The organism is Cytobacillus firmus, from assembly GCF_023612095.1.
In the GTDB taxonomy this organism is placed as follows: Bacteria; Bacillota; Bacilli; order Bacillales; family Cytobacillaceae; genus Cytobacillus.
In genome coordinates, this window is sequence record NZ_CP086235.1 from 3,797,638 (window position 1) to 3,810,117 (window position 12,480).

Here is a 12,480-nt window from a genome sequence, read left to right on the forward strand (position 1 = left end):
GCTGCTGTAATCCCAAATACCGGGAAGCAGTAAATGAGGAAGAGAAGAGAATAAATGCGCAAGGTGAAGCTTCTCTCTCTCTTTCTATTAAATTACTTTTTTGCGTGGTATCCATAATCGGGGTATTCTTCTATTTAACTTAGCAAAAAGTGCACGTACATGCGTGCACTTTTCCATTTAACCAAAGGAGGCACTATAATATGAAGATATTAATAGTCGGAGCCGGAGCCATTGGTGGCTATTTTGGCGGAAGGCTTTTGGAAAAAGGTATGGATGTTACTTTTTTGGTAAGGGAAAAAAGAAAGCAGCAGCTTGAGAAATATGGGCTGCGCGTGGAAAGTGTTCATGGAGAAATGGTGTTTTCGGAACCAAAAACGATTCAGGCTGGAGAAAAGGCAGATTCATTCGACGTCATCCTGCTCTCTACCAAAGCTTATCATCTTGAGGGAGCCATCAGGGATATCCGTCCATACACAGACAATAATACTATGATTCTTCCTCTCTTAAATGGAATTGCCCATATGGATCAGCTGACAGCTGCTTTTCGAGAAGAGAACGTTCTCGGGGGACTTTGTTTTATTGAAACCACTCTTGGTGAAAATGGGACAGTGGTTCATACCAGCCCTGTCCATGACTTGGTTTTCGGGGAGCGTTCCGGCGAAAAAACGGAGCGGATTTTAAAGCTTCAAGAGGCCTTTTCAGGTACAAAATCAAACTTTCGACTCTCTGAAAATATCGAACAGGAGATGTGGCATAAGTACCTGTTTATCTCCACACTTTCCGGTGTCACCTCCCTGTTCCGCTCACCTATCGGTCCGATCCGCGAGCAGGCTTTCGGATTGAATTCGATTAAAGAGGTTCTAAAAGAGGCATCTGCCATTATGAGAGGCCTGGGTGCTCCGCTGGCTGAAGGGATTGAAGAATCCCAGATGAAAAAAATACATGAAATGGGCTATGAAATGAAGTCCTCCCTTCAGCGCGATATGGAAAAGAGGCAGGCGATCGAAGCTGATCACTTCTTTGGCTATTTGCTGGAGAAAGCTGACATACTGGATTTGAGTGCCCCTGTTATCGGTGCCCTATATGCTAATTTGAAAGTATATGAGAAAAATAGTCTTTAAACAAAAATCCGAGCAGGTCACCCTGCTCGGATTTTCAGTCTATTATTTTGTGCTGCTGTTCGAGTTATAGAAGAATTTCGCTGTGATGGATCCATCCGCTTTTTCTTTAATGTCTGTTACATGGATTCCGGAGTCAGCCGGTGTTGAGCTGTTGCCCTTCCAGAAATAGTAAGAGCCAGTATGAACCTTTCCGGAGACAGGTGTGATTTTGCTGCCTGTTTTGAAGAAGTCACCTGCATCACCGCGGTTTTTATTTTTCTCTAGGTCATACTTCCCATCAGCCTGAAGGACAGATAATCCGTAATGTGTTACAACTGTTCCGTCACTCGCTGTTTCGGATTGGTTGTATTGGAAGCGTTTGTTCATCCAATTTTCAACATTGTTTGGACGGAAGCCGGCTGTCTGGTACAGGTTGATGATGTTCTCATCTACATGCCACGCCACTAAGCCTTTAGCGTCTTCACCCTGGCGGATAAACCCTTTATTAAAGCCGTCCTGCTGAACGTTTTCAAATAGGAAGTATTCAGTACCATTTGAGCCTGGCACCTCCATTTTGACAATGCCGTTGTCAGCATCTGCTTTATTGATTGCAGGCAATGTGATTTCCTGCACGCCATCCTCGGGTTTCACTTCAACCGGATTTACCCATCCTAAGAAAATCTTAGAGAATGGATCAAAGTGTGCCGGAGAGTTTCCGCCAAATTCAGGTTTATTCGGATAGCGCAGCCATGATCCGCCTGCCATCATCGAGTAGTTCCCTACCCCTTCAGAGCTATAAACCGTATCATAGAAATCAGGCAATCCCAGGGCATGTCCAAATTCATGGGCATAAACCCCAGTTTGAGCAGGGAATGGACCTGTTTTTGCTTCATCATTATACGTATTTGTTGCTGCATCAAATCCGGCCACGTTACCGCCGATTCCTGGCTGGATGTTGTAATTGTTAACGATTACGCCATCATACGTCATATCTTCTTTAACAGTTTTGTTTATCCATGCTTCTTCAGCCATTCCTTCTTTTACTGGTGCCGGCTGGCCAGTTTCATAGTATTTTCCATAATAAAGGGCACTCAGGATATTCCACTTATGAGACCAGAACTGGGCCGGGTCACGGCTGAATTCAGCCCCTGTTCCTTCATGAATGACGAAAACGTTAGGCACTTCCCCATTTTCAGCATACTTTGAAAAGTCAACCTGATCGTCTGCCGCTTTCAGCAAGTCGCGGATGAATTCACCTGTATGGGCATCACCATTGACGTTCCCATTTACATATTTACCGCCTTCAGCATATTTACCTTCCTGATCCAGATAGTAGGAAGCACCTTTTGGCATCTCCACCCAGACAAACTCTGTATTTTCCTTGCGGACCAGGTTCGTTTTTCCATAGCTGGATTCTTTATAAGCGTTTTGCATTGTGCGGTCCTTTGGAACATCCGGTCCATCATATTGCTTGAACTGTTTAAGCTCATATGGGTTATACTCAGTTCCAAAAATTAAATCCTCATAATATTTTGCCGGGACTTGTCCAGGCATATCGCCGACAGGCTCATCTCCATCCGGATACTTTGCGAGAAGAACCAAAACTGGAATATCCCCTGTTGCCTCTTTATATGCCACATGATTGTCGCCAGGCTGCTGGAATTTTGCTCCCGCCTTGGCTGCTTTCTCAGCCGGATCGGCCTTTGACAGATCGATTCCCAGTTCCTTCGCTTTTGCAGCAAGCTCTGGAGACGCACCGACATGATGTGCAAGATTGATTTGATACTTGTTTTCCTGCTTAGCCTGTGTATCTGCCGGTCCGGCTCCTGCAAAAACGGCACTTCCTGCTAAAGCAAGGGTTAAAGCTGAAGTTGATAGAACTTTTAACAATATACTCACTCCCTATAATCTATTTCTGTAATCTAAATATTATAAAATATTCAGTATTTTCGAAATAGGAGGAAAGCATGGTTTTGTATGGAATTTCGTGATACTAAAGACTTATTTTTCAGAAAAGTTACAGGTGAAAAGAATATTTCTCTGAGAAATTTCCTTTAATAGGTTAATGATTTATAATAGAGGGATATGTAAATAAAGGAGACTCTAACATGACTAATATAGAAGATAATGCACCAAAGAAAATCAGCCTTAAAGAAGCAATGAAACAGCAGCTAATGAATAAAAAGCAGGGTCAGTCAGGCGGAACGTTCAATAATGCTCCGGTTAAATCCACGAAAGCGCTGAAAAGCCAGCAGACTAAGAAGACCAATAATCAGCGGAAACGGACGGGTGTGTAATGGAGGGTCAGAATCGCGCTGCCATAGCGCCAGGATTAAAAGTGAAGATCGTTCTTAAAAAGGATCAGCGGACAGGTGTGCTGACAGAAGGAATTGTGAAAGACATTTTAACGAAGTCCCCTTCCCATCCGCATGGTATTAAAGTAAGGCTTGAAGATGGGCAGGTTGGCCGGGTAAAACAAATCCTGCGCCCATAAGAAGCGGCCTTTTAATTTGATAACTCACGGAGGAGACTATTGGTTACACTGATTAAACCTTTATTGGTAAATATTACGATACTATTCTCATTTACGTTTAACGGAAATTTGCTTTTTCCCTATCAGACAAAGGCACCCCTTACCTTTAAGCAGAAATTGATATATGGCCTGCTTGGCTCATTCGGGGCACTTCTGTGTATGTTTTACCCCATTGAAACACTGGGGGAAACCCATTTTGATTTGCGCATGGTCGCGATCATGATTGTGACACTGTATGCTGGATGGCTGCCGGGATCCATTGTGATGCTGAGCACCGTCATTAGCCGCTATGTAATAGGCGGCCAGTTTATTTATATTGGAATTTTGGTATCTATTTTATCATTTGTGATTACATTTTCCTTTAGGAGGGTGTTTCTTAATTCCAAACACCGGGTGATTACTGGCTCATTTATTCTCTTTTTTTATTTTTATCTGTATATAGCCATCCTTGCGACAGCCGTCATGTTTCTGGACACCTTTTTTTATCTGACCTACTTCGCAGCATTTTACCTGACTTTCATTGCTCTAATACTGATAATTGAGAGTCTATTCAGAACGAATAAACAGATCAGTGAAATGGTGTATATGGATAAGCTGACAATGGTCGGCCAGCTGGCAGCTTCGATTGCCCATGAAATTAGAAATCCTTTATCCACTGTGAGGGGCTTCATTCAATATTTGAGCCAGGATACGGCGGATGAGAACTTTAAAAAGTTCTCCCCTCTCATAATTGAAGAACTGGATCGCACAAACAGCATCATTACCAACTATCTTAAAGTCTCAAAGCCCGAACAGTTCCATCTGGCTAATGTCCCCCTGCATGAGGTGATCCAGGATTGCGTCCTGCTCATGAGGCCGCTTGCTTCTTATTCAAATGTAGTGATTGAGTACGGGAATAAAGGGCCGTTTTATGTGAGGGGTGATGAAGATCACCTGAAACAGGCCATCATGAATGTGATCAAGAATGGCATTGAATCGGTTCAGGAAAAAGGAAGAATCTCTATAGATACTTCACCAGATTATTTTCTTAATACGGTTAAAGTAACGATTGCGGATAATGGGCGGGGTATGACATCCGAGCAATTACAAAATATCGGTCTGCCTTTTTACACAACGAAAACTAAGGGAACAGGCCTGGGGAGCATGGTGACGAACAAAATCATTCGTGAAATGCAGGGAACGATTGAGTATGATAGTGAAATCGACAAGGGGACGACAGTCAACATCACCCTTCCTTTGCTGAAGAATGAATAAGAAAAAGAGTGCCGGATGCACTCTTTTTCCTGTATAGACTTTTAGCCAAGCCGGCCCTGGGCTGCTGGCTGGTATTTCCTCATCGGGCCTTTTGCCAGAACATCACGCAGATAGAAGTCACCGGCCGGATTTGTTTTTTTCAGCAGTTCTAAAAGGTATGTAATATCATCCATGGCGCGGTGTGTCTGACTATCCGCGATCCGGTGGGATTGAAGAAGGGTGAGCAGCTTGCTGTCTGCAAAGCCGTATTCCTTCCACGGAACACTTCTCATTGTGCAATACCATTTTAATTCGTTAATATCTTCAGGGTACATCCGGTATAAAAAGCTGCGGTCAAAGGATGCATTATGAGCGAAAACCGAATCAGCGTGAAAAAAGTATTTTTTAATCTTGATATCATCAAAGTATTTTCCGCTGACCGCTTCATAGGGAATACCGTGGACTCTGAATGCACGGCTGTAATTGTTTTTGGCCGAGTTGCTGATGGGCTCCCGCAGGAAGGCGGATTTATCCTTTATATCAAGAATCTCCCCTGTGTCGGCACGATAGGAAAATAGCTTTAATGCCAGTTCGATGATTTCATCGGAATTTGGTCCAAGCCCCGTGGTCTCCACATCCAGCAGCAATCCCAACTTTTCCTCGTTTTTCATGGCCTGCCTCCTCTATAGATTTTAAATTAAGCATATAATAGAGGAGTGCTGAAAGCCAGCGGAACCGCTCTTAGATTTTTTTATCATTTTTCAGGCGATCTACATAGTCCGCATGATAATTCTGGTGCATGTATTCGCGGTTTTTCATGGAATAGAAATATCCTGTTGAAAGAGACAAAAATGCGAATAGAAAGCCTACCCCAAAGCCGAAGCTGTGGTAGCCCATGACAATGCTGACAACGGTAGTGATCAATAGCGTCACCAATATATAAAATAAAATGTTTTTGTTTTTCAAGGATGTGCCTCCTCATATATAAAACTAAAAATCTGTCTTATTATTATACCAAAACCGAAACAAAATGGACGCTTTATCCGTAAAGAATAGCAAGGAGGTTTTTGCCATGATTGGACTTGTCATTACTCAAATTTCTGTAATCCTGCTCTTCCTGATTCTGGGATGGGCTGTACGATTCAAAAAAGCTTACTGGCTCATTTCCGGTTTCGCCTCGCGGTCTGAGATCGAAAAAGAACAATTAATTAACAGCGGTTATCCGCAAAAAACCGGCAGCCTGCTCATTGGCACCGCTATCGGGATGCTGGTGCTTCTGCCTTTATCATTTACCGAATTCAGATTTGCAATGGAAGTGCAATTCGGCTTTATGATGATTGTTTTACTTGGAGGATTAATCTATTTATCGAGATATGAAGTGCCGGCTAAAAGAAAACGAAGTTATATTATTGCTCTCATTATTTTTATAGTGACGCTTGTCCCCCTCACTTACCTGACTGTCTCCAGCCATAAAGGCTATGAAATGGCATTAGCAGAGCATTCATTTGAAATCTCCGGGATGTACGGAGACGAATGGGAATATCGGGATATTCAGTCTGTTCAATTATTGAAGGAGATGCCTGAGGTAACCTGGAAGCAGAATGGAATCGGCCTCCCCACCCTTTCACAGGGACATTTTAAAGTGACAGGCTATGGCAGCAGCTTATTATTCATACAGAAAGGCCATACGCCGATTCTGTACATTGATCTTAAAAATGAGCAGATCTTTGTGAACAGCAAAGATTCCGCAGAAACTGAAAGCTGGTATAAGGTTATGAAAGAACAAACAGATATCAAATGAAGCCGCAACGGCTTTTGATTGAATCCATAAATGGATAATCACAGTAAAAACAAGAGGTGACTCGTAAAGGTGTCATATTTACTTTTAATTATTGGATTTTCTTTATTGATTGCAGGGGCAAACTTTTTTGTGGATGGCGCTTCAAAAATTGCAGGGTTTCTAAAGATTTCCCCACTGCTTGTCGGGCTGACAATCGTTGCATTCGGAACGAGTTCACCTGAAGCCACTGTCAGCATTCTCGCTGCGCTGGATGGAAATGCCGATGTGGCTATAGGAAATGTTGTCGGCAGTAATATCTTTAACATCACTCTGGTGGTCGGTGTGACCGCCATGCTTTTCCCTTTAAAAGTTGAAAGTGCAACCATCCGCAAGGAGATTCCCTTTACTTTGCTTGCCACGGCCGCTCTTATGATTTTCATCAGTGATACATATCTTGACTCTATCAGCAGCAATGTGGTTTCACGCAGTGATGGCCTTGTGCTGCTGCTAATATTTGCTGTATTCATGTACTACTTATTTGAGGTGGCCCGTGAGAGCCGAAGCAGCACGGAGTCTGCTCCTGTCAAAACAAGTGCCGCCCAATGGACAAAGCAAAGTCTTTTGACGATTGCCGGATTGGCTGCCATTATTTTTGGCGGTGACCTGGTTGTTAGAAGCAGTACAGAGATTGCCTTTTCTTTGGGGATGAGTGAAACATTAGTCGGTTTAACGATTGTTGCTATCGGGACTTCTCTGCCGGAACTGGTGACATCTGTCGCTGCTGCCATAAAAAAAGAGAGTGAAATTGCTTTAGGAAATATTGTCGGGAGCAATATCTTTAACATCCTTTTCGTCCTTGGAGCATCCGCTGCCATATCCCCACTTCCTGTAGACCCTAAAATGTTCATCGATATTACGATCTTAATTTTAATTACATTCGTGCTCCTTATCTTTTCAAGAAGCCATTATGCCATTGGTAAATATGAAGGGGGCATTCTCGCAGCCTCTTACATTATTTATTTGATTTATATCATAATGCGGAATTAATAACAGTGCCGGTCCTTTAGGATCGGCATTTCCTTTTAAGCGGAAGTTGTTTCAGAAAAATACTGCTGCTTTCCGGGTTTTAAAAGCTGCAGGCAGACATATAGAGAAAGAAGTAAATTCAGGACTGCTAAAATGACAATCGTATAGCGGAGCGTAAACAGGTCACCAAGAACACCGATAACCATGAGCAAGATAATCTGCGTAAAGCTTTGAATGACACCGATCACGCTTGTCATTCTGCCCATGATTTCAACAGGCACATTATTTTGGTAAAAGGTTTGATATCCCGCACTTGAAAAGGCATTAAAAATGCCGAGTACAGTAAATCCAATAACAACCATAATAAAAGAGTCTGCCAATGCATAAATCATATAGCCTGCAGCACCCAAAAGCATGCCATAGCCCATGAGCTGTTTAATACTAAGCATTTTTGAAGCGATGGTGATAAAGAGAGCTCCCACCGCAAAGGCGATTCCCGTGATGCTGACAAGGAAACTATAGTCCGCTTCTGTCAGCCCGACAACATCCTGGATAAAAACAACCTCCTGCGAATCCATTGCGAGAGAGAACAAACCAAATGCCAGGAAGCATCCGTAGACAGAGATGAAAAAAGCCTCTCTCCTGCCAAACGCAATGACCTGCTTCCAATCATCCCGGAGCGTTTCATAGGCTGACGTTTTGATTGAAGCCTCCCCCAAATCTTTATCCATGTCCGGCAGCAGCCAAATGATGACAGCTGAAAAAATAAAAGAAGCCGCATTTAGAAAGATGGCTGTTTCAATGGTTCCAATCAAGAATAAGCCGCCGGCGATGGCTGGCCCTACGATGAAAGCGCCTGAAGTCACAAGACTGTTGATAGAGTTAAATCTTTTTCTGCTTTCGATTGGAACCAGCTTGGTTATATACGTGGCGGAAGCCGGCATAAATAGGGCTTTCGCTATGCTGATCAGAAAGAGGACTACATAAATGAAGCTGATGCTTCCGAGAAACGGTATCAGCGCTACACCTAGTGCCCTGGCCACATCCGTCCAAATCATGATGCTCTTTTTATTCTTCCGGTCAATCATGCCCCCGCTCCATGAATTGGTTAAAACGGAAGTGATAGGGCCGATAATCCATAAGCCTGCCACAGCGGCAGCCGATTTGGTCATTTCATAGACAATTAGATTAATAGCAATCAGGTAAATGAAATCTCCCAACCTGGAAATTCCAATCCCCGTCAGCAGTAATGATGATATTTTCCAATTAAATTGTTTCATAGATCACCTGTTTATATTTAGAGTTTTTCCAATTATTAGTATAACATGAAAAAATGCCCCGGAGAAACTCCAGAGCATTCAGCAATCAGCCAGCAGCTGAGTTTTTATTGTAAGGTACGTTCGTGCCAACACTTCTTAAACCGGCAAAAAACCTTGCGGTGAAGATGATCGCAGCCAGAACGATAAAGATTCCGCTGACAGCGCCTATCTGGTCGGACAGTACCCACTGCGGCAGGTGCTCTGCCCATCTTCTCGGAGCACTGATTCCGCCGGCATAAAGGAATGAGCCCACGAGACCCGTAAAAAACGTAAAATAGAGCGCAATGGTGAATGTATCGATTCCCCTGTGCTGCTGATTGCCTTCGGTTTTATTGAAATAATACATAAATCCGATAATCATAGCGACTACACCCATTCCCATATACGTATGGAAATGGCCAGGAACCCACTTCGTGTTATGCATCACATGATTGACAACAATGGTGGCATCAATGATGGCCGGAATGGCTCCTGCCACCCAACCGAACATGGAAAGGAAAAACAGGCTTGAAGCAAAGTCCCATTTCATCCGCGAGCGGTAGACAATCATCAGTGCTCCGTAGGCCGTAACGACCATAACGGGCAAGCCGTTTGCATAAGAAAACACCTGTCCAATGATGAGCATCCATTTTGGCACTGCAAAGTCCATCAGTAGATGGTGCGTATAAATCATTAAGGTAAAAAGTGTCGAGCAGTTCCAAGCAATTAGAAAAACTTTATTAGCTTTCCAAGGCCGTTTTGTATATTCTGACAGGACCTCATAAACGGCAATAACAGCCATATAGATGGTGCAGTTGGCAAAGATATGGCCGAATGCATAGGTAAGATGCTTGGCAAGCATCGGATCTATCGTAATGGCCGGATTGATAATATTCACCAGTGATGCGGCCAGCACCGTGGCCCCTGCCAGCAGTGCAGTCGAGTTGGTGATGATGACCATGGCTGTAGCCACGACAGCAGCAGGCGGTCCGTATCCTTTCTTCCCCTAAAAATGATATCCCATCCAAGCGCCTTTCCAAGGCCTCCATAAACTGCTGTCAGTCTTGCAGCCAGGTACATGTACAGAAGTAAAAAGCCAATGCCGAGAATCAGCATGCCAGATAAGAAGAAAACTGCCCCTGCAATCCCGTACATTTTGGCTGACTGGGCAGGAAGCGGATATAAGAACGTCCATCCATCGGAAAAGTCAAAGACAAAAATAGCGATGAGAACCATTGTGACTCCGGTTAAAAAAAGGACAAAGTTTACAATGAGGATGGCAGGGTTAAGCTTTACGTATTTAGACAGGAAGTACCATAGGATGGCCGTTCCGCCCAAAGCCGCGATGCCAACCATGCCTGTACCGTGTGCAGTCATGATTTTATAAAACCACTGCGGTGTGATGCTGATCATTTCCCCCTGATTCATCAGCATAATGACCCCAAAGATCATCATAAGAATTATAACAAGTGCAGTCACTGCCAGGTGCCATATCACTGCTTTCCTGGCTAAAGGGTGAATGCCTTCATTCATCAGATGCTCCCCCTTCCGGTTCTACAACAATTTCTTTGACCATCACATGATGTCCGGTTGAACAGTATTCAAGGCATAATATCTGATACGTTCCAGGCTCTTCAAATGTATAATATACGGTATTGGTATATTCAGGCATGGCCTGAGTTTGTGCGACAAGCTCCATTTTTTCATTATATAAGCCGAAACCGTGGGTAACATCCGAGGCTGTCACATCAAATTGAACTTTATCCCCAGCCTTAAACCTTTCCTCACTCATCTCCCACGCATATTGGATTCCAGTTACCTTCACTACCTTCGTTTCACTAAACCCTTCCGCTTCTGCCTGATTGCGGTCATACGGCAGCCTGCCAAGCGTCATAACAGAGGCAAAAGCCATAACGGCAATAAGTCCGAGAAAATAGAATTTCCTGATTTTATATCCTTTTTCCTGAATGGCGCTATATTCACCGCTGCGCTTGGATTCACCGTAAACAAACGCAAAAGCCAGCGCCAGCAGGAAAACAAAGAAAACAGTTGCATACATTGCGATAAGCTGATACATTTCTACCCCTCCCATAAAATATTCAACAATCCCCCAAACCCTATTTTATGGAAGCGTAAAAATTAATTCGGTGATTTATGTCCTATTCGACGATTTTTTTAAAATTTTTTCACAAAAAAAATGCCCTGGATTTTTCAGAGCATTTTCTTCTCTATCGTGTACATCATCCAAAAACCTATATCTTCAAATCCGATGCGTTTATAGATTGCACCGGCTGCCGGGTTATCATAAAACAGGCACAGCTCTTTATTTTCCGAAAGAAGCTGGCGGCAGAGCTTGACCATGCACTGAGTGGCATACCCCTTCTTCTTGAATTCACTGTCTGTTGCTACCCCTACAACCATGGCTGAAAGGGAATTTTCAGCTGTTGTTGAAGCAGTGCTGACCATCTTTCCATCCTCTTTGATAAAGAAGGAACGGGATGAGCCATCCTTTAGCACCCTGCGCTTTCGTTCAACAGTAATGGCTGAATCGCTGAATTCAGGAATGCTGTTCAGAAGCTCCACCAGCTGTTCTGCATCTTCAGGACCAGCCTGGCACACTGCTGAAACTTCAACACCTTCAGCATTTAACTTTATGCATTTTGCATAATAGGTTTCCCGCTTTCTTTTTATGCGGTGAGAAACATAAGGTTCAATTTTCGCCGTTACAGCTTTCAGGCCGGACATCATTCCAAAGTTCGCGTCCTCGAGCATTTTCTCCCCAAATCCCTTGGCGTCAAAGTCTCCTGCTGCATAGGGGATGAAATTTTCTTCGTATTTTAATAAAACGGCCTTTAATTTGCCGTCTTCCCCAAAGTCCCCCCACACCTTTTGAAAGTCCTGTTCATAGCCGTATGCTTCAATATCTCCAATAATGAACAGATTCTCAGCCGGCTGCTGTTTTAAAAGACTAAAGCACATTTCATGATCTTGTTCAGTAAGTTGTCTGATCATATTTAATTAATCTCCTTCCGATCAAATTGGCTGATACAGGCGGGAGATTCAGGTCCCTTGCCCAAACTGACAGCTGTCCAATGTGATGGATTTCATGGGCAATCACATGGTTCAAGATGTCTCCCTTTTTATATTGCTTCTCCATCCATGGCGGTGTAACAAACTCATTGTATTGGACTGGCCATTCCTCCTTAAAAAAGCGTTCTAATCCCCGCCGGTATTCTTCAGAGAGTGCCATTACTTTATCCAATTGGGCATAGTCGGAAAACAGAGGATCCTTCACTTCCTTGCCCTGTACCACACAAATCCAGCTGTATTCTACTTCTGCTATATGAAAGAGGGTTTCCAGAATGCCTCCAACTCCTCCAGTCCGGCTGGCATTCAGCTCTTCGGCTGAGAGCTGACGGCACCATTCAAACCACTCATCACGCACTTGCCAGTTATAGCGGAATAATGTCAGCAAATTCACTTACCTCCTTGTCCAGATACCTTTGAATT

General features: G+C 43.6%; 15 protein-coding genes. 6 read left to right on the forward strand and 9 right to left on the reverse strand.

Annotated elements, in window-relative coordinates; genetic code table 11:
- The first annotated feature begins 200 nt into the window (after positions 1 to 200).
- Positions 201 to 1,121, forward strand: a complete 921-nt coding sequence (locus LLY41_RS19180; protein WP_095244306.1) for a ketopantoate reductase family protein — start codon at positions 201 to 203, stop codon at positions 1,119 to 1,121.
- Between the two features lie 42 nt (positions 1,122 to 1,163).
- Here LLY41_RS19180 and LLY41_RS19185 read toward each other — a convergent pair whose 3' ends face one another.
- Complete coding sequence (locus LLY41_RS19185; protein ID WP_304586208.1) at positions 1,164 to 2,990, reverse strand: M6 family metalloprotease domain-containing protein; 1,827 nt, start codon at positions 2,988 to 2,990, stop codon at positions 1,164 to 1,166.
- Positions 2,991 to 3,208: 218 nt separating this feature from the next.
- Here LLY41_RS19185 and LLY41_RS19190 point away from each other — a divergent pair, with 218 nt between their 5' ends.
- The 3 genes from LLY41_RS19190 to LLY41_RS19200 are packed head-to-tail and all read left to right on the forward strand — an operon-like array spanning position 3,209 to position 4,887.
- Positions 3,209 to 3,397: a hypothetical protein gene (locus tag LLY41_RS19190; protein ID WP_095244304.1), complete on the forward strand. Its 189-nt coding sequence runs from the start codon at positions 3,209 to 3,211 to the stop codon at positions 3,395 to 3,397.
- Positions 3,397 to 3,594, forward strand: coding sequence for a YwbE family protein (locus LLY41_RS19195; RefSeq protein WP_095244303.1), 198 nt, complete (start codon positions 3,397 to 3,399; stop codon positions 3,592 to 3,594). The genes LLY41_RS19190 and LLY41_RS19195 overlap by 1 nt, the downstream gene beginning before the upstream one ends.
- Positions 3,595 to 3,633: 39 nt before the next feature.
- On the forward strand, positions 3,634 to 4,887 hold the full coding sequence (locus tag LLY41_RS19200) for an ATP-binding protein (RefSeq protein ID WP_304586211.1): 1,254 nt from the start codon (positions 3,634 to 3,636) through the stop codon (positions 4,885 to 4,887).
- Positions 4,888 to 4,928: 41 nt separating this feature from the next.
- Here the strand turns inward: LLY41_RS19200 and LLY41_RS19205 are convergent, their stop codons facing one another.
- Together LLY41_RS19205 and LLY41_RS19210 are read right to left on the reverse strand one after the other, a co-directional pair.
- Positions 4,929 to 5,537 carry an exonuclease domain-containing protein gene (locus LLY41_RS19205; RefSeq protein WP_251170227.1) on the reverse strand — a complete coding sequence of 203 codons (609 nt, stop codon included), beginning with the start codon at positions 5,535 to 5,537 and terminating at the stop codon, positions 4,929 to 4,931.
- 70 nt (positions 5,538 to 5,607) lie between these two features.
- Positions 5,608 to 5,832 carry a hypothetical protein gene (locus tag LLY41_RS19210; protein WP_095244300.1) on the reverse strand — a complete coding sequence of 75 codons (225 nt, stop codon included), beginning with the start codon at positions 5,830 to 5,832 and terminating at the stop codon, positions 5,608 to 5,610.
- 106 nt (positions 5,833 to 5,938) lie between these two features.
- Here LLY41_RS19210 and LLY41_RS19215 point away from each other — a divergent pair, with 106 nt between their 5' ends.
- Positions 5,939 to 6,667, forward strand: a complete 729-nt coding sequence (locus LLY41_RS19215) for a DUF3784 domain-containing protein (RefSeq protein WP_304586216.1) — start codon at positions 5,939 to 5,941, stop codon at positions 6,665 to 6,667.
- A 69-nt stretch (positions 6,668 to 6,736) separates the two neighbouring features.
- Positions 6,737 to 7,693 (forward strand): calcium/sodium antiporter, encoded by a 957-nt coding sequence (locus tag LLY41_RS19220; protein ID WP_304586217.1) that lies wholly within the window; start codon positions 6,737 to 6,739, stop codon positions 7,691 to 7,693.
- 35 nt (positions 7,694 to 7,728) lie between these two features.
- Here the strand turns inward: LLY41_RS19220 and LLY41_RS19225 are convergent, their stop codons facing one another.
- The 6 genes from LLY41_RS19225 to LLY41_RS19250 all read right to left on the reverse strand — a co-directional run bounded on the left by LLY41_RS19225 (position 7,729) and on the right by LLY41_RS19250 (position 12,445).
- Entirely contained in the window at positions 7,729 to 8,952 is a 1,224-nt protein-coding gene (locus LLY41_RS19225) for an MFS transporter (protein ID WP_304586219.1), read from the reverse strand.
- An 85-nt stretch (positions 8,953 to 9,037) separates the two neighbouring features.
- Positions 9,038 to 9,943, reverse strand: a complete 906-nt coding sequence (locus LLY41_RS19230) for a cbb3-type cytochrome c oxidase subunit I (RefSeq protein ID WP_304586221.1) — start codon at positions 9,941 to 9,943, stop codon at positions 9,038 to 9,040.
- A complete protein-coding gene (locus LLY41_RS19235) occupies positions 9,865 to 10,503 on the reverse strand; it encodes a cbb3-type cytochrome c oxidase subunit I (protein ID WP_304586223.1) in 639 nt (212 codons plus the stop codon). Before LLY41_RS19235 ends, LLY41_RS19230 begins: the two co-directional genes overlap by 79 nt.
- On the reverse strand, positions 10,496 to 11,047 hold the full coding sequence (locus LLY41_RS19240) for a cupredoxin domain-containing protein (RefSeq protein WP_095244295.1): 552 nt from the start codon (positions 11,045 to 11,047) through the stop codon (positions 10,496 to 10,498). Before LLY41_RS19240 ends, LLY41_RS19235 begins: the two co-directional genes overlap by 8 nt.
- A 134-nt stretch (positions 11,048 to 11,181) precedes the next feature.
- Complete coding sequence (locus LLY41_RS19245) at positions 11,182 to 11,982, reverse strand: GNAT family N-acetyltransferase (protein WP_304586224.1); 801 nt, start codon at positions 11,980 to 11,982, stop codon at positions 11,182 to 11,184.
- Positions 11,963 to 12,445 (reverse strand): DinB family protein, encoded by a 483-nt coding sequence (locus LLY41_RS19250; protein WP_304586225.1) that lies wholly within the window; start codon positions 12,443 to 12,445, stop codon positions 11,963 to 11,965. The genes LLY41_RS19245 and LLY41_RS19250 overlap by 20 nt, the downstream gene beginning before the upstream one ends.
- Between the last annotated feature and the right edge of the window lie 35 nt (positions 12,446 to 12,480).